Here is a 15,885-nt window from a genome sequence, read left to right on the forward strand (position 1 = left end):
TTTCTTCCACCGACCCCGCCGCGGGGTCGGGGGCGGGGTCGGCGCCGGGGGCTAGGGGGCACCATCGGCCGGATCAGGCTTTCTGGGTGCCGGGGAAGACGTACTCCTCCAGGATGATCCCGAGCGCGACGGCCACCGGGATGGCCACCAGCGCGCCGATGATGCCCAGCAGGGATCCGCCGGCCAGCACCGCGACCACCGTGACGACCGGATGGACGTCCACGGCGAACTTCATCACCCGCGGCATGATCAGGTAGTCCTCGGCCAGCCGGAAGCCGATGTAGAACACCGCGGTCGCTATCGCCACCGGGAAGGAGACGATCAACGCGACCAGGCTGACCACGATCCCGCCGATCGTGGACCCGATGATCGGCACCATGTCCATCAGCGCGACGAAGAACCCCAGCGCCGCGCCGTAGGGGACGCCCAGCGCCTCGCACCAGACGAAGGTGGCGAGCCCCGCGATGGCCGACGTGACGACGTTGCCCAGCATGTACCGCCCGATCCTGGTGAGGATCTCCTCGGTCACGGTCTCCACCCGTGCCCGGCGGGTGCCAGGCACGAAGCGGTAGGCGAATCCCTTGATCACCGGCAGCGCGCCCATCATGTACAGCGTCACTGTGACGACGATCACCACCGAGGTGAGGGTGCTCAGGACCAGCTGGCCGGCGTTCAGCACCCCGCCGGTGATCTCCGAGGCACCCCCTGAGCCCACCTTCTGCTGCACCTTCTCGATGATGTGGTAGCGGTCCTCCAGCCTGCCCAGCATGGAGTGGTGGTCGTGCAGCTGGGTCCGCCAGCGCGGAATGGCGTCGTCGAGCGCGTTGACCGCGCGGGTGACGGGGGCGACGACGAGCGCGGCGAAGCCCGCCAGCAGCCCGGCGAGACCGCACGCGACCGCGAGTACCGCCACGCCGCGGCGCAGCCCGCGGCGGCACAGCCAGACGACCACCGGCTCCAGGCTGACCGCGATGAAGACGGCCAGCAGGAGCAGCGTGAGAATGGCGCTGATCCGCAGCACCGTCTGCACCATGAGCCATGCCACGATCGCGCCGAAGCTCAGCCCGAAGCCGATGCCGAACCAGGAACGCCCGCGCATCCGGCGGCCGGCGGCCGCGAGAGCGCCCGCCGCCTCCCCCGGGCGGACGCCGTTCCCCGGGCGGGCGGCGCCGTTCGCGGGTGGCGCGCCGTCGGTCGCAGTCGCGCCGTCCGCCGGAGGCCCGCCGTCGGCGGGAGTCGCATCGTTCGCGGGTTGTGCAGCGCTCCTGTCCCGGACCCCCGCGGGCGAAAGCGGTTCGTGCGTCACCTGGGCTCACCCCCTCGGGTTCCTCGAATGGTGTCGCCCGCCTACCCGCGGACCCCGGGGCCATGCCGTCACCTGAGGGCCGGCGCACGAGGGCCCCTGGTGTGCGACGGTGAATCGGGTGAGGGCATGTGGATGTCGCACGAGGAGATACGCGCCGCTCGGCTCCGGGAAGCGGGATACGCGGTCGGCCGGGTGGGGAGGGCCGCGGGGCGTGGTCGCCGGCCTGTCGCGACTCCCCCACCTCGGCGTGGCGGACACGCCTGACGTCCTCTACGCCTCTCCCACGGCTGCCGGTGCCGGCGAGGATGCGGCCGCGCCGCACATGTCGACCGTCGGCGGCGGCCGCACCGGGTGACGGCCGGTACGGTGATGCCGGTGTCGCCGCAGCCTCAGGACCGCAAGGCCCGCGGACGCGACGCCAGGGCCGCGGACACCAGCACGGCGGCGGCGCCGGCCACCCACAGGAGCGGCAGCCAGACCTGGACCGAGGCGACGGTCGGGTGGAGCCGGTAGAAGAGCAGCATGACCAGCGCCACCGGCGTGTTGGTGCCCAGCACGCTGCTGCGGGCGTACCCGAACCGGATCAGCAGCGGCAGCTGGATCGCGATGTTGAGGCAGAACAGGGCCCAGGACAGGGTCAGCAGCGTCATCAGGGTGCGGCCGCCCAGCGGCGTGCCCTCGGCCCCGGCCAAGAGCAGGGCCGGCACCGCGCCCGCGGTCACGGTGGCCAGGAAGCTCACCAGCGCCCAGGCATAGTGCCCGAGCACCACCGCGCGCCGGGACAGCGGCAGCACGGCGTACAGCGTCTCCAGGCCGGCCTTGTCCGCCACCACGAACGGATACGCGGCGATCAGCGGGGTGAGCATCAGCGCGAGAACCGGTACGAGGCCGACGGGATTGCGGGCGAGCACCCCGACCAGCAGCGCGAACATCAGCAGGCCCTGGTTCCGGTAGGGCGCGACGGTGCGCAGGTGCAGCACGGCCACCCGGGCCACGGTGGTCATGCGACCGCCCCGCTCCGGCCGTTGCGCGGTGCCGCCGGCCGCCGCCGCGCTGATCCGATGTGGACGGCGATCTGCTCGAGGGTGGGTGCCTCGACCAGGACCCGTCCGCCGAGCAGGTCGGCCTCCTCGGTGCGTACGAGGGCTTCCGCGCCGGTCGGTGTCCGCCGGGCGCCGATCAGCTCGACGCCGACGAGGCCGCTCAGGTCGTCAGGGCCGCCCCGTACGACCCGGTAGGCGTCCAGGATCTCGTCCTTGGACCCGGTCCTGACGACGCGGCCCTCGTGGATGAGCGTGACGTAGTCGCCGATGCGGTCCAGGTCGGAGGTGATGTGCGTGGAGAACAGGACGCTGTGCCCCTCGTCCAGCAGGAAGTCCCCGATGATGCCGACGAGTTCGTCGCGGGCGACGGGGTCGAGGCCACTGGTCGGCTCGTCGAGGACGAGCAGGCGCGCCCGGTGCGAGAGCGCGATCGCGATCATGAGCTTCATCGCCATGCCGCGGGAGAGGTCCTTGACCTTCGCCCGCAGCTCAAGGCCGAACTCCTCCAGCAGCTGCCGGTAGCGTCCGCCGTCCCAGCGGTCGTAGAAGGGGCGCAGCGTCCTTTCGACCTCGGCCAGCCGCCAGTCGCCCACGAGGTAGGTGTGGTCGAGCACCACCCCGACGTCCTGGCGCAGCGCGACCGGTCCCGGGACCCGGTGGCCGAGCAGCTCGATCTCGCCGCTGTCGATGCCGCGCATGCCCAGCAGGCAGCGGATCGTCGTGGTCTTGCCCGCGCCGTTCGCGCCGATGAGCCCCATCACGTAGCCGGTCGGCAGCTCGAAGTCCATGTCGCGCAGGGCGAATCCGTCACCCACCGCGGCGCCCACGCCCCGCAGGGCGAACGCGAGATCGCCGGTCACCGGGCGCTCCCCCCCGGTCTGCGGCCTGCCGGTCTCAGGCATGTTCGTGCTCCGCCTGCATCAGCCCGTCCAGGATCTCGATCAGGTCCTCGCGGCCCAGGCCGGCCCGCCGGGCCGCGTCCAGGGCGGTCTGCAGGCCTTCCTCCACCTGGCGCAGCAGTTGCTCGCGCACGAGGGCCGAGTCCAGCGGCAGGACGTAGGCGCCCTTGCCGGGAACCGTGGCGATGAACCCCTCGGCGGCCAGCTCCGCGTAGGCGCGGGTGGTGGTGATGATGCTGATCCGCAGGTCGCGGGCGAGGGCGCGCACCGAGGGCAGGGCGCTGCCCTCGGCGAGTTCCCCCGACAGGACGGCCGTGCCGACCTGCTCCTTGATCTGCTGGTAGAGCGGAATGCCGGAGCTGTTGGACAGCACCACCCGCACGGCGGACCCCCGTTCCCTCGACTGTACTTGCTATCTATATACAGTCAGAACGGTAGTGACACAAGCGCGTTGCCCGTGCCCCACACATGGCCGCCAGCCGCCTGCCCCCCGGGCGCCGGAGCGCCGCACGGGCGCCCTCACAACCCGAGGACCAGCTCGCACACGGCGGCCGGTCGGGACAGGAACGGGTGGTGGCCGGAGTCGAGTTCGACGACGCGGGCCGCCCTGCGGGCGTACTCGCGCTGCAGCCGGGCCGGGGTGCCGCCGTCCTGGGCACAGACGAGGTACGTCGAGGGCACCTGCCGCCACGCCGCCGCCTTCACCTGCTGCCCGAGGACCGCCGTGCTCTGCGCGGCCGTCCTGCCCGCGGCCTGCCGCTGGATCTTTTGATCGCAGTCCTGGAGGAAGGTCCCCGCCAGCGCCTCGGTCCTGACGGTGAAGGTGCCGGCCCCGGGATCGACGTCGAGGAAGGGGGCGGGCTCCTCGCCGCCGAAAGAGGAAAGGCTCTGCCCGACCTCCGGCAGGTAGCTCGACACGAGCAGCAGATGGCGCACGGCGTCCACGCCCGCGGCCGCCTCCGCGGCGACGATCCCGCCGTAGCTGTGGGCGACCACGACGGCCGGCTCGTCGCTCGCGGTCAGCACCCGCCGGACCGCGGCGACATCCTCCGCCAGCCCGGGTCCTGCCGCGCCCACCGGCCCACCCGCCTCGCCGCAACTGGGCAGGGCGGGCGCCCGGCTGGCCACACCCCGCTCGGCCAGCAGCCCGCCGGCCCGGTGCCACCACCAGGAACCGTCCTTGACGCACGCCCCGTGCACGAAAACGACCCTCACCACGACCTCCTCGTATGCCGTCACCCGCTTCCCGGCACGATAGGCGTACGGAAAATTACGTGAAAAAATCGCGCGAATGGGAAGGCACCCGCAACCGCAGATCAGGCAGCGCCTCCTCGTCGCGTGCACCGACCACGCGCTCGAACACGGGCTCCCCGACCGGCTCGAGACGCTGGCCGGCGCCGCGGGCACATCGAGCCGCATGCTCATCTACCACTTCGGAAATCGTGACCGGCTGCTCCGCGAGATCCTCGGGCAGGCCCGGCAGCGCCAGCTCCAGGCCTTCACCGACCTGATAAGCCTGCGACCCGACGAGCCCTACCCGCTGACCCTCGCCCGCGCCTGGTCCGCGATCTCCGGGCCGGAAGGCGCGCCCTACCTCCGCATGTTCAGCCGCCTGCACGACACCGCGGGCGACCCCCTCTGGCCCGGCTTCCGGCAGGCCGCGACCACCGACTGGCTCGCGCCCCTGGAGGCCGGCATGCGCAGCATCGGGCGACCCGGACTGGCCACCGTCGTGCTCGCCGTCATCCGCGGCCTGCTCAAGGACCTGGACGCGACCGGCGACACCGCCCGCACCGACCGGGCCTTCCACGACTTCCTGGCCATGATCGACGGCACCTGACCGACGGCACCTGACCGAGGGTGTCCGACCGACGGTGCCCGGCCAGGCTCAGCGCTCCCTCCCCCGGTGAGCGGGGACCACAGCGTGGATCCTGCCCGGCGGCACTCGCCCCGGGGGTCAGGCGCGCTCGGCGACCCGGCGGCCGAGGTCGAGTTCGGCGCCGTCGGGGCGCTGGAGGCCCCGTTCGAAGAGCCGGCGCAGCCGGTCGGCGTTCTCGGGGCGGCCCGCGGTGCGGAAGAAGGTCTCGATGCTGGCGGCGGACTCCTCGTCGGGCACCTTCGCGCTCGCGTCGATGAGGGCCTTGGCCTGTGCCACCGCCGCCTTGTCGAAACCGGCGATGCGGGCGGCGAAGGAGTCCACGAAGCCGTCGAGTTCCGCCGCGGGCAGGACCCGGTTGACGTAGCCGTATTCGGCGGCGCGCTCCGCGGTGAAGTCGTCGGCGCCCAGGATGATCTCCATGGCGCGGCCTCGGCCCACCAACCGGGTCAGGCGCCCCATCGGGTTGCCGCCGGGCACGGAGCCGGTGCCGACCTCGAACTGCCCCAGGACAGCCTGGGGTCCGGCGAAGCGGATGTCGGTCGCCAGTACGAACTCGCTGCCCGCGCCTCGCGCCCGCCCGTTGATCGAGGTGATCGTCACGGCCGGCACCCGGCTGAGGCGGATGAGGTTGTCCGCGTAGGGGTGCAGTCCTGTCGGGCCGGGGCGCATGGCCGTCACCCGCGCCATGTCGGACTTCAGGTCCCAGTGCGCCATGAAGAAATCCGGGTTGGAGCTCCGGAACACCACGACGGTCAGATCCGGAGCCCGCTCGATGCGCGTCACCAGATCGGCGAGCTGCTCGACGCTGTCGGGGTCGTAGAGGTTGATGTCCCCGTTGGTGAACGTCACCTTCCAGTAGGAGGGCTCCACCTCGTCGACCTGGAACTGCGAGTGAGTGCTCATGCCGTGAACATAGACGCGGGCAGCGGTGCGCCCTGGGCTCGCCAGGCGGGTGGCCACGGAATTCCATCCGATGGTGCACAGCAGGTGCCGCCCGCTTCCTTCACTGAAGCGGGGCGGGAAGTCATGGGGTGCACAAGGTCAATTGGCGAGGCCCGCGGCCACACTCTGCGCTCCTGGCACTGCTCGGGCACGGGACTGGGCGGCGCCGTGCTACCGGACGAGGACGGGAAGTGACTCCAGGCCCCGGACCAAGCGGGTGCGGCGCCACGTCAGCTCCTCCGCGGCAACGGCCAGGCGCAGGTGGGGGAAGCGGGCCAGAACCGCGCACAGGGCGATGTCGGCCTCGGCCCTTGCAAGTGGTGCACCGAGGCAGCGATGGATTCCGTGGCCGAAGGCCAGATGGCCGGCAGCGTCCCGCTCCGCCATCAGGCTTTCCGGTTCCGGATAGCGCGCCGGATCGCGGTTGGCGGCGCCGATCGCCACCTGGACCGGTGCCCCTGCCGGGATGTCGGTGCCGCCGAGCGAGACGGGCTGCGTGGCGTACCGGAAGGTGGCAGTACTCACCGGGGAGGCATGCCGCAGCAGCTCGTCGAGGAGCTTGGGGATGTCGGCGGGGTGGGCGCGCAGCCGGGCCATCTCTGCCGGGCGCCGGAGGATGCTCAGCAGGGCGGTGCCGATGAAGTCGGCAGTCGTCTCATGGCCGGCGATGAGCAGCAGGCAGGCGAGCGACACCAGTTCGTCCTCGGAGAGGCGGTCCTCGCCGTCGCGGGCCGTGATGAGCCGGTCAAGGAGCGCGTCACCCGGCTGCTTCCGCTTGCTTGCGATGAGGGCGGCCATGTACTCCGCGAGGCCATGCGATGCCGCGTCGATGACGTCCGGACGGCCGTCGGCGAAAAGGTCAGCCGACCACCGCCGTACGGCTGCTCGCTCGGCCTCCGGAACACCGAGCAGTTCGCAGATGACGATGACCGGCAACTGCAGGGCGAGCCCCGCGACGGCATCGACCCGCCCCTCGGCGGGCCACCGGTCCAGCAGTGCGTCCGCGGTGCGGGCGATGAAGGGGCGCAACCTGGCGACCGCGCCGGTGGTGAATGCCTTGGTGACAAGCGCACGCAGCCGGGTGTGCCGAGGTGGGTCGGTGGCCAGCATGGTCTGCGCGACTGCCGAGTGCAGGCGGCGATTCGACGCCTTGCCGGCGAAGAAGGCGGCCGTGTCCTTCGACAGCCGAGGATCGGCCAGCGCCTGGCGGGCCTCGGCATATCCGGTGACCAGGTAGCCGACATGCCCACCCGACCCGACCGCCACCTCCCGCACGGGGCACCGCACCGCAGTCGCGTCGGGGGCCGTGGGGCCGTCGGGCGCTTGCGGAGTCGGGGATGTGGTCACGCCATCACGCTCCAACAGGGGTTCCGGGGAAAGTCGGCCCGCCGCGGCATCGGAAGCCGCCAGGACGGACGGGGAAGGGGCAGGTCAGCGCTCTCTCCCCCGGGGCTTCAGCGGGGTCGGGGGCAGGCCGGGGGCCGGGAGACGGGGGCCCGCGTAGCCGTGGACCTCGCCGAAGCGGTCGCCGGCCTCCCATGCGGTGCGGGCCTGGGCGATCTCGTCGCCGGTGCGGGCGACGAAGTTCCACCACATGACGATCCGCTCCTCGAAGGGCTCGCCGCCCAGGAGCATCAGGGAGCTGTCGACGTCGGCGCGCAGCGGGAGTTCGGTGCGGCCGCAGCCGAGGTAGAGCATCGATCCCGGGGAGAGGCGGACGCCGTCCGCCTCGGCCTCGCCGGACATGGACATCACGGCGTACTCGAAGTCGGGTTGCAGCGGGAGGCGGGCGCTGGTGCCCTCGGCGAGGGTGAGGTCGGCGCCGACGATGGGGGTGTGGGTGGTGCCGGGGGAACGCGCGCCGTCCAGTTCGCCGAGGATCACGGTGGCGTGCAGCCCGCCGCCGCCGGTGACCGCGGGCAGCTCCGCGTGGTGCTCGAATGCGGGTGGGATGTCCCGGCGGGTGCCGGGGAGGGCGACCCACAGCTGGGCGCCGTGCAGGTAGCGCGCGTGGTCGCGGGGCGACTCCTCGGAGTGGGAGATGCCCTGGCCCGAGGTCATCAGGCCGAGTTCCCTGGGGCGTACCGTCTGCTTGCTGCCGAGGCTGTCGCGGTGCAGCACCTCGCCCTCGTGCAGCCAGCTCACGGTCTGGAGGCCGGTGTGCGGGTGCGGCGGGACCTGCATGCCGGGTTCGTCGGCGATGTCGTCGGGGCCGTAGTGGTCGACGAAGCACCAGGCGCCGATCATCCGGCGGCCGAGGTTGGGCAGCAGCCGCCGCACCCGGGTGCTCTCGCCGAGCTGGACGTCGCGGGCGGTGAGCAGTTCACGGACCGGGGCGGCGGGCACGTCCCGGCGGCCACCGCAGACGGTGGCCGCCGGCTTCACATCGAGATTGCTCATGCGCAGATCATGCCTCGGGCGGGCAGGTCAGGGCGGGAGCGGGATCCTCGCGGCGTCACTCCGTGAGCTGCGGTTCGAACGGGGCCTGCGGCAGGTCGACGAGGTGTTCCGGGATGTCGGTGAGGCAGCCGCGCAGCCGTTCGCCGAGCGCCTTGGCCTGCGGGTCGGCGCTGGTGGAGGCGGCGACGCCGTCGCCGAGCAGGCCGTGCACGACGAAGTTGACGGCCAGCAGGTTGGGCAGTTCCCAGCGGCTGACGGGAAGCCTGGCGGTCTCCGGGAGCAGCGCCCGCAGCCGGGGGATGTCCAGGTGGTCGCGCAGCCACAGGTAGGTGCGGTCGTCGCGGGCCCACAGGCCGACGTTGGCGTCGCCGCCCTTGTCGCCCGACCGGGCACCGAGCACGGTGCCGAGCGGCATCCGTACGGTCCTGCGCAGCCCCGGCTCGTGGGGTTCCGGCCGGCCGGGGCGGGGCGGGGCGCTGTCGGGCACCGCGGCCAGCGGCGGCTGCGGCTCCGGCGGGACGGCGTCTTCGCCCGGCGGCGCGGATAGTGCCGCGGCCGACGCGGTGCCGGCGGTGGGCGGGTGCGGTACGGGCAGCCGGGTGCCGTCGGCGAGGACGGTGACCTCGGTGACCTCGGCCGCGGGTATCAGCGCGGGCCAGTAGACGCCGTATTCGGTGGCGCGGGCGGTGGCGTGCTCCAGGTGGAGGCCGGGGTAGCCGGACAGCGCGGTGCCGGCGACGGCGGTGAAGAAGCCGCGGCCCGCGACCGCGGGGTCCGGGTCCTTGACGCTGAGGGTCAGCCGGTCGCAGGCTCCGCCGTGCTCGCGCCGCAGGTCGTAGTCGGCGAAGGCGGCCGGGCCGCCGGTGGCGTCGCGCAGGGTGGCCTCGGCGAAGTCGGCCTTGGCGTCGAGGTCGAGGCCGGTCAGGACGAAGGTGGCCGCGTTGCGGTAGCCGCCCTGGTGGTTGAGGCAGACCTTGAGGGTGGCGGGCGCGGGTTCGCCGGTGACCCGTCCGACCTGGACCCGGTCGGGTCCGAGCTGGGTGAGCCGTATCGAGTCGAAGCGGGCGACGACATCGGCGTTGAGGTAGCGCGGCGCGCCGACCTCGTAGAGGAGTTGCGCGGTGACGGTGCCGACGGTGACCGCGCCGCCGGTGCCGGGGTGCTTGGTGATGACGCTGGAGCCGTCGGCGGCGACCTCGGCGATCGGGAAGCCCGGGTGGACCGGGTCGGGTATCTCGGTGAAGAAGGAGTAGTTGCCGCCTGTGGCCTGGGGGCCGCATTCGATGATGTGGCCCGCGGTGACCGCGCCCGCGAGCGCGTCCCAGTCGTCGGGCGCCCATGCGTGGGCCCAGGCGGCGGGCCCGACCACCAGGGAGGCGTCGGTGACCCGGCCGCAGATGACGACGTCGGCGCCGGAGCGCAGGGCCTGGGCGATGCCCCAGCCGCCGAGGTAGGCGTTGGCGGTGACCGGCCGTACTCCGGAGCCGGCCAGCGGGCGGCCGCTGGCCAGGTGGGCGAAGTCGTGGCCGCGGGCCTGGAGTTCCGGCAGCCGGTCGAGCAGGTCGTCCCCCTCGACGTGGGCGACGCGGGGGTGCAGGCCGCTGAGCGCGGCCAGTTCGCGGAGCTTGGCGGCGAGTCCCGCCGGGTTGAGGCCGCCCGCGTTGACCACGACCTTGATGCCGCGGTCGAGGCAGCTGCCGAGCACGTCGCGCATCTGGGCCAGGAAGGACACGGCGTAACCGGCCTCGGGGTCGCGCTGCCTGGCCTTCCACAGCAGCAGCATGGTCAGTTCCGCGAGGTAGTCGCCGGTCAGTACGTCGATCGGGCCGCCTTCGACCATCTCCAGCGCGGCCGAGAGCCGGTCGCCGTAGTACCCGGAGCAGTTCGCGATCCGCAGGGGTTCACGCCGTACGGTCAACCGTCTCTCCCGCCACTCCGGTCCCGGGCCTCCGACTGCGACGATCCTCCTTGCCGTGGTTCCCGGTGCGCAAGAGGTGGGGGTGCCGCGGGCGCGGGTGGTTGAATCGGCACATGAGCGAGGGCGACACGGGGGCCGGGCTGTCGGCCGACGAGATCATCGACATCGTCGACGAGCGGGACCGGGTGGTCGGGCAGGCGCGGCGCGCCGATGCGTACGAGCGCGGGCTGCGGCACAGGGCCGCGTTCGTGCTGGTGCGCGATGGCGAGGACCGGATCTTCGTCCACCGGCGCACCGCCCGGAAGCTGGTCTTCCCCTCGCTGTACGACCTCTTCGTCGGCGGTGTGCTGGGCGCCGGTGAGACCTACGACGAGGCGGCGCTGCGCGAGGCGGAGGAGGAGCTGGGCGTCAGCGGGCTGCCGCGGCCCGAGCCGCTCTTCCGCTTCCTGTACGAGGACGGTCCGCGCGCGTGGTGGTCGGCGGTCTACCAGGTGCGGTGCGAACTCCCGGTGTCACCGCAGCCGGAGGAGGTCGCCTGGCACGGCTTCCTCACCGAGCAGGAGCTGGCGCGGCGCCTCGGCGAGTGGCCGTGGGTGCCCGACGGCCTCGAGGCCTACCGGCGGCTGCTCGCGTTGTCGGCGGAGCAGGGCGCGCAGCCGGAGTCGTAGGCCGAGCCGGCCCCGGGCCGGAGCGGTGGCAGCCGCAGGGCCGTCAGCCCAGCAGCAGGAGGCCCGCAAGGACGGACACCGCGTTGGCGGCGGCGGAGGCCGCGTAGGGGACGGGGCCGCGCAGCCGCAGCACGCGGGACGCCAGCAGGCCCTCGGCCAGGACCACCGCGGACTCGGCGGCGGCGAAGGCGGCCCAGTAGGCGCCGCCCGGCACCTGGCGGAGGAACCACCACAGGGGCGGGTGCGTCGCACAGTTGACCATGACGGCGGCGCAGGCGGTGCGGCCCGGCGGGGTGCGGGACACCGAAGTCAGCGCCGCGACGTAGACGGGCACCTCGGTCGCCACGGTGAGGCCGAGGGCCGGGGGGTAGGACACGGCGGGATCGTGTCACGGGGAGGGAAGCCATGGCCAGTGCGGTCGGCACGGGTGCAGGGGCGGGCGGCGCGTTCGGGAACCGGCGGCTCGGCGCCGCCGGGACGGTGGGGAACGGTCCGGTCGCCGGTTTCGCGCTGGCCACCGCTGCCGTCCTCGCGCTCTCCCTGCGGATGCCCGCGGGCACCGCGGTGGTGGGCCTGGCGAGCCTGGGCATCCTGCACAACGTCCTGGAACTGCGGTACATGGCGGGGCGCTTCGAGCAGGTGCTGCACGGCCCCTTCCTGCGGCTGCTCGCCGCGCTCATCACCGGCATCGTGCTGTGCAGGGTGCTGCCCGCGTCGGCCGCCGCCAGGGACGGCGAGATCCTGCTCGCGTACGGCCTGCTGGCGGTCGCCTGCGTCCACGCCCTGCGGCGCCGGCCCGCGGTCCTGGCCGGTGCGGGCGCGGTGATCGCGGCGGCGGCCACGGCCTCGCTGAGCTTCCCCGACTACCACTTCGTGGTGCTCACCCATCTGCACAACGTGGTGCCGCTGGTCTTCCTGTGGGACTGGTCGCGGCAGATGCGGCGGGGGCGCAGGGCCTTCCGCGCGGTGCAGCTCTGCTGGGTGCTGGTGATTCCGGCACTGATCCTCTCCGGTGCCTTCGACGGGCTGATGGGCGCGGGCTCCGGCTGGACCGACCGGCTGTCCGCGACGTACACCCCGCCGGCCTGGCAGCACACCGGCGCGGGGCTGCGCTTCGTGACCGCCTTCGCCTTCATGGCGCTGATGCACTACCTGGTGTGGGTGTGGTTCATGCCGCGCTACGCCCCCGACGCCACGGCCGCCTTCGAGCGGCGGGTGCCGGTGCTGAACACCCGCCGCGCCTGGGCGCTCGGCCTGGGCGCCGGCGCGGCGCTCGCGGCACTGTTCGCCGACGACTACGACCAGGGCACCTCGCTCTACGCGGCGCTGGCCGCGTACCACGCCTACCTGGAATTCCCCGTCCTGCTGATGCTCATCCTGGGGGCCGGTCCCCGGGCGACCGCCGGAGGCACCTCGTGAACGCGCTGCACAGCACCGTCCTGCTCGCCGACATCGCCCCCCGTCACGAGGGCGGTGGCGGCGGGCACACGGCGGTGGTCGTGGTGTCCGTGGTGCTGGCCGTCGCGGTGGTGGTGCTGGTCTACGCGGTATTCCAGCGCCGCAGGTGAGCCTGCCCGGGGCGCGGCGGGTGGGCTCGGACGGCACCGCATAGTGTGGACGGGTGAGCGTATTCGACCAGCTGGGCGCCGGCCGGGACGCGGTAAGGCTGTGGTTCACGCCGGCCCGGGTCCAGGAGGAGGGCGAGACGCCGGACTACCGGTTCTCGCTCGCCAACGAGCGGACCTTCCTGGCGTGGATCCGTACCGCGCTCGCCCTGATCGGCGGCGGCTTCGCCGTGGACCAGTTCCTCACCGACCATCTGACGCACTGGGCCCGGGTGGTGCTGGCGCTCGTCCTGCTGGCCGGGGGTGTGGCCTGCACGCTGCGGGCGGTCAACCACTGGGTGCGGTGCGAACGGGCGATGCGGCGCGGCGCGAACCTGCCGGTGTCCCGCTTCCCCGCGGTGCTCGCGCTGCTGGTGGCCGTGATCGCGCTGGCGATGGTCGCGGTGGTCCTCTTCGGCTGGGCCGGATGACGGGCGAGCGGCTGCCGGTGGAGACCGACAGGGACCCGGGCCTCCAGCCGGAGCGCACCCGGCTGGCGTGGCGGCGTACCACCCTGTCCTGCGCGGTGACCGCGGTGCTCGCGGGGCGGCAGGTGCTGCACGGCGGAGGGCGGCCCGCCGCCCTCGCGGTGAGCCTGGCCGCACTGGTCTTCCTGGTCTTCCTGTGGCTGGCGCACCGCCGGATGCTCCGGCTGGGCGCACCGCACCCGGTGGTGCTGCCGGCGTCCTCCGCGCTCGCGGTGGCGGCGTGCATGGTGGCGCTGGCGGTCTTCGGGGCCGCGGTGGTGTGGTGAGCGAAGGCTCAGCACGGGCGCCGGGGTGCGGTCCCGGCGGGGGCGGCACCGACGGTCGCCGGGCCGCGCACCGGGCGGTGGCACGCGGCGGCATGCACCCCCGCAGGTGCGAGCCGGCATCGGCCTGACCCCCGTCAGCGTGACCGGCCGCGCAGGGCGCCGGCCAGCGCGCGCACCTCGCGGTCGGCGAAGCCGGGCTCCGCGGCCAGGGTGCGCACCAGCTGCTCGCGTACGGTACGGGTCCTCCCGGCGGCGACCAGCGCCAGCGACTCGGCGAGTGATTCCGGCAGTTGGGCGTGGTGCCAGGGCTCGGCGGCGTCCTCGTCGAACCAGCGGGCGGCGGGGAAGGTGCCGTGCAGCTTGGGCTGCTCGTTGCCGTACCAGGACCACGCGGGCCACGCCAGGGACACGTTGACGACATGCCCCGCGGGAAGGGTGCGCACCCAGCCGGCGGATGCCTCGGACTGCTGCCAGCGGGGGTGGTTGGGACTGGTCCGGCCGCGGACGGTGACCCCGACGTAGCGCAGCTTGCGCCGGATGACCGCCCACGGCTCGCGGCTCTCCTCGATCCAGGCGGCCAGCTCGCGGTGCAGGGTGTCGAAGCTGGATCCGCTGTGGACGACGTCGACCACGGCCAGCGGCCTTCTGCGGCGGGCCAGCGCGTACGGTTCGAGGCCGACCGCTGCGAGGTGCTCGCGGAAGCGGGCGCGCAGCGGCTCGGCGTAGCGCGTGGCGCGGCGGGCGGAGAGCGGCAGCCGGAGCAGCCGGCCGGGCCAGGCGGCGCCTTCGAGGGCGCCGCTGAGCAGGTCGTACATGCTGTCGAGGGAGCGGCCGAGGAAGCACAGGTCGGCGGCCCGTGACCTGGCGAGCACCTTGCCCGTGCACTCGGTCAGCTCCGGCAGGTGCCACAGCCGGGCCGGTCCCGTGCCGTCGGTGAGCGCGCCGAGGCGCGCCTCGGCGGCGCCTCCCTGGCGGGAGAGCGACCAGCGGAAGGGCCGGGGCGGGGCGGTCGGGTCAGGCGTCACGCGGACAGTCCAGCAGCCGCGGGGGGCGCCCGTAAACGGGATTTCAGGGCGCCAGGATGTCCAGCTCGCGCAGCGCGCCGACGCAGATCTCCCGCATCAGGTCCTCGGCGGAGTGCGCGTCCCTGGCGCGTACCGCCTCGGCGACCCTGATGTGCAGGGTGACGGCGGCCGGGTCGGGGGCGGTGAACATCACATGGTGCTCGGTGCGGCCGGTCAGCACCTCGGCGACCACGTCCCCGAGCCTGGCGAACATCTCGTTGCCCGACGCCGCCAGCACCACGCGGTGGAAGGCGATGTCGTGGACGAGGTACGCGTCCAGGTCGGCGGCACGGCCCGCGGCTGCCATGTCGGCGGCCAGCACGGTCAGTTCGCGGCACTGCCCGGGGGTGGCGGCGGCCGCGGCCAGCCCCGCGGCGACGGGTTCCACTGCGGTGCGCAGCATGGTCAGCGACCGCAGCTGCCGGGGGCGGTCGCTGCCGGCGAGCCGCCAGCGGATGACGGCGGGGTCGAAGACGTTCCACTCCTCGGTGCGGCGCACGGTGATGCCGACCCGGCGCCGGGTCTCGACCAGTTGCATCGCTTCGAGGACCCTGACCGCCTCGCGGACGACCGTGCGGGAGACGCCGTAGCGGGCCTCGAGTTCGTCGATGCGTAGCACCGTGCCGGGCGGGTAGCCGCCCGAGGCGATTGCCGGGCCGAGTTCGGCCAGGAGCCGGGAGTGCAGACCGCCGCCCTCGTCCTGTCCGTCCCGCCGGGATTCCTGCTGTGGCATGACGACAGCCTATGCGTCAGCACAGTCGTATGACTTTTACATCACAGCCACTTGAATAAGTAGTACTTAAGGTGTTCAGTTGTCGCCACACGTGCCGCAGGACGCGGCACGTGCCACATACGGAGGACGTGGAGGCACGTGCAATGACGGCTGGACCCGCACCGCGCCCTGTGGTCGTGGTCATGGGAGTGTCGGGCTCCGGCAAGTCGACGGTCGGCGGCCTGCTGGCCGAACGGCTCGGCGTGCCCTACGCCGAGGCGGACGACTTCCACCCGGCGGCCAACATCGCCAAGATGTCGGCCGGCCACCCGCTGGACGACGCCGACCGCGCACCCTGGCTCGACGCCATCGCCGAGTGGATATCGGGGCGCGGCGACCGGGGCGGCGTCGTCAGCTGCTCCGCACTGCGCCGCCGCTACCGCGACCGGCTGCGGGCCGCGGGACCCGAGGTCTTCTTCGTCCACCTGGACGGCCCTGCCGAGGTGATCGCCGCCCGGCTGGCCGGCCGGATGCAGCACTTCATGCCATCCGGGCTGCTCGCCTCCCAACTCGAGGCGCTCGAACCGCTCGCCCCCGACGAGCCGGGCGCCGTCGTGCCGATCGACGGCGGCCCGCAGCAGATCACCGAGCGCGCGCTCGCCGCACTCCCCCGCTGACCGACCCCCCTCACTCCGG

The 15,885-nt window shown here is 73.3% G+C and carries 19 protein-coding genes; 7 read left to right on the forward strand and 12 right to left on the reverse strand.

The annotated features are described in order from the left end of the window. Positions 1 to 73 precede the first annotated feature (73 nt). The 5 genes from ACGFMP_RS12110 to ACGFMP_RS12130 all read right to left on the reverse strand — a co-directional run bounded on the left by ACGFMP_RS12110 (position 74) and on the right by ACGFMP_RS12130 (position 4,463). A complete protein-coding gene (locus ACGFMP_RS12110; protein ID WP_393672000.1) occupies positions 74 to 1,099 on the reverse strand; it encodes an AI-2E family transporter in 1,026 nt (341 codons plus the stop codon). A 596-nt stretch (positions 1,100 to 1,695) separates the two neighbouring features. Then, positions 1,696 to 2,310, reverse strand: coding sequence for an ABC-2 transporter permease (locus ACGFMP_RS12115; RefSeq protein WP_393672002.1), 615 nt, complete (start codon positions 2,308 to 2,310; stop codon positions 1,696 to 1,698). Beyond that, complete coding sequence (locus tag ACGFMP_RS12120; RefSeq protein ID WP_393672003.1) at positions 2,307 to 3,209, reverse strand: ABC transporter ATP-binding protein; 903 nt, start codon at positions 3,207 to 3,209, stop codon at positions 2,307 to 2,309. Before ACGFMP_RS12120 ends, ACGFMP_RS12115 begins: the two co-directional genes overlap by 4 nt. A 34-nt stretch (positions 3,210 to 3,243) precedes the next feature. After that, positions 3,244 to 3,630, reverse strand: a complete 387-nt coding sequence (locus tag ACGFMP_RS12125) for a GntR family transcriptional regulator (RefSeq protein WP_393672005.1) — start codon at positions 3,628 to 3,630, stop codon at positions 3,244 to 3,246. A gap of 137 nt (positions 3,631 to 3,767) precedes the next feature. Continuing rightward, positions 3,768 to 4,463, reverse strand: coding sequence for an alpha/beta hydrolase (locus tag ACGFMP_RS12130; protein WP_393672006.1), 696 nt, complete (start codon positions 4,461 to 4,463; stop codon positions 3,768 to 3,770). Between the two features lie 76 nt (positions 4,464 to 4,539). Here ACGFMP_RS12130 and ACGFMP_RS12135 point away from each other — a divergent pair, with 76 nt between their 5' ends. Beyond that, positions 4,540 to 5,088, forward strand: coding sequence for a TetR/AcrR family transcriptional regulator (locus ACGFMP_RS12135; RefSeq protein ID WP_393672007.1), 549 nt, complete (start codon positions 4,540 to 4,542; stop codon positions 5,086 to 5,088). Positions 5,089 to 5,205: 117 nt separating this feature from the next. Here ACGFMP_RS12135 and ACGFMP_RS12140 read toward each other — a convergent pair whose 3' ends face one another. The 4 genes from ACGFMP_RS12140 to ACGFMP_RS12155 form a co-directional block, all read right to left on the reverse strand. Continuing rightward, the gene (locus tag ACGFMP_RS12140; protein ID WP_393672008.1) at positions 5,206 to 6,030 is read right to left on the reverse strand and encodes an enoyl-CoA hydratase/isomerase family protein; all 825 of its coding nucleotides are present in this window, start codon (positions 6,028 to 6,030) and stop codon (positions 5,206 to 5,208) included. 210 nt (positions 6,031 to 6,240) lie between these two features. Then, positions 6,241 to 7,356 (reverse strand): cytochrome P450, encoded by a 1,116-nt coding sequence (locus ACGFMP_RS12145; RefSeq protein ID WP_393672158.1) that lies wholly within the window; start codon positions 7,354 to 7,356, stop codon positions 6,241 to 6,243. A gap of 144 nt (positions 7,357 to 7,500) precedes the next feature. After that, positions 7,501 to 8,469, reverse strand: a complete 969-nt coding sequence (locus ACGFMP_RS12150) for a pirin family protein (RefSeq protein WP_393672009.1) — start codon at positions 8,467 to 8,469, stop codon at positions 7,501 to 7,503. 55 nt (positions 8,470 to 8,524) lie between these two features. Beyond that, a complete protein-coding gene (locus ACGFMP_RS12155) occupies positions 8,525 to 10,309 on the reverse strand; it encodes an acyclic terpene utilization AtuA family protein (protein ID WP_393672160.1) in 1,785 nt (594 codons plus the stop codon). A 191-nt stretch (positions 10,310 to 10,500) separates the two neighbouring features. On the opposite strand from ACGFMP_RS12155, the gene ACGFMP_RS12160 reads away from it, so the two are divergent. Then, on the forward strand, positions 10,501 to 11,055 hold the full coding sequence (locus tag ACGFMP_RS12160; RefSeq protein WP_393672010.1) for an NUDIX hydrolase: 555 nt from the start codon (positions 10,501 to 10,503) through the stop codon (positions 11,053 to 11,055). 43 nt (positions 11,056 to 11,098) lie between these two features. Here ACGFMP_RS12160 and ACGFMP_RS12165 read toward each other — a convergent pair whose 3' ends face one another. Beyond that, on the reverse strand, positions 11,099 to 11,431 hold the full coding sequence (locus ACGFMP_RS12165; RefSeq protein WP_393672011.1) for a hypothetical protein: 333 nt from the start codon (positions 11,429 to 11,431) through the stop codon (positions 11,099 to 11,101). Between the two features lie 29 nt (positions 11,432 to 11,460). Here ACGFMP_RS12165 and ACGFMP_RS12170 point away from each other — a divergent pair, with 29 nt between their 5' ends. Genes ACGFMP_RS12170 through ACGFMP_RS12185 form a run of 4 tightly spaced genes read left to right on the forward strand, consistent with a single transcriptional unit; the run spans position 11,461 to position 13,413 of the window. After that, positions 11,461 to 12,474, forward strand: a complete 1,014-nt coding sequence (locus tag ACGFMP_RS12170; protein WP_393672012.1) for a hypothetical protein — start codon at positions 11,461 to 11,463, stop codon at positions 12,472 to 12,474. After that, positions 12,471 to 12,623, forward strand: coding sequence for a hypothetical protein (locus ACGFMP_RS12175; RefSeq protein WP_393672013.1), 153 nt, complete (start codon positions 12,471 to 12,473; stop codon positions 12,621 to 12,623). The genes ACGFMP_RS12170 and ACGFMP_RS12175 overlap by 4 nt, the downstream gene beginning before the upstream one ends. Before the next feature lie 53 nt (positions 12,624 to 12,676). Next, positions 12,677 to 13,090, forward strand: coding sequence for a YidH family protein (locus ACGFMP_RS12180; RefSeq protein ID WP_393672014.1), 414 nt, complete (start codon positions 12,677 to 12,679; stop codon positions 13,088 to 13,090). Continuing rightward, positions 13,087 to 13,413, forward strand: a complete 327-nt coding sequence (locus ACGFMP_RS12185) for a DUF202 domain-containing protein (protein WP_393672015.1) — start codon at positions 13,087 to 13,089, stop codon at positions 13,411 to 13,413. The genes ACGFMP_RS12180 and ACGFMP_RS12185 overlap by 4 nt, the downstream gene beginning before the upstream one ends. A 134-nt stretch (positions 13,414 to 13,547) precedes the next feature. Here the strand turns inward: ACGFMP_RS12185 and ACGFMP_RS12190 are convergent, their stop codons facing one another. Both ACGFMP_RS12190 and ACGFMP_RS12195 read right to left on the reverse strand, forming a co-directional pair. Further along, the gene (locus ACGFMP_RS12190; protein ID WP_393672016.1) at positions 13,548 to 14,438 is read right to left on the reverse strand and encodes a hypothetical protein; all 891 of its coding nucleotides are present in this window, start codon (positions 14,436 to 14,438) and stop codon (positions 13,548 to 13,550) included. Positions 14,439 to 14,481: 43 nt separating this feature from the next. Then, positions 14,482 to 15,210 carry a FadR/GntR family transcriptional regulator gene (locus ACGFMP_RS12195; protein WP_393672017.1) on the reverse strand — a complete coding sequence of 243 codons (729 nt, stop codon included), beginning with the start codon at positions 15,208 to 15,210 and terminating at the stop codon, positions 14,482 to 14,484. A gap of 143 nt (positions 15,211 to 15,353) precedes the next feature. Here ACGFMP_RS12195 and ACGFMP_RS12200 point away from each other — a divergent pair, with 143 nt between their 5' ends. After that, positions 15,354 to 15,866, forward strand: coding sequence for a gluconokinase (locus tag ACGFMP_RS12200; protein ID WP_393672018.1), 513 nt, complete (start codon positions 15,354 to 15,356; stop codon positions 15,864 to 15,866). The last annotated feature ends 19 nt before the right edge of the window (positions 15,867 to 15,885 follow it).

This window comes from Streptomyces sp. NPDC049040 (assembly GCF_043197715.1).
Lineage (GTDB): Bacteria > Actinomycetota > Actinomycetes > Streptomycetales > Streptomycetaceae > Actinacidiphila.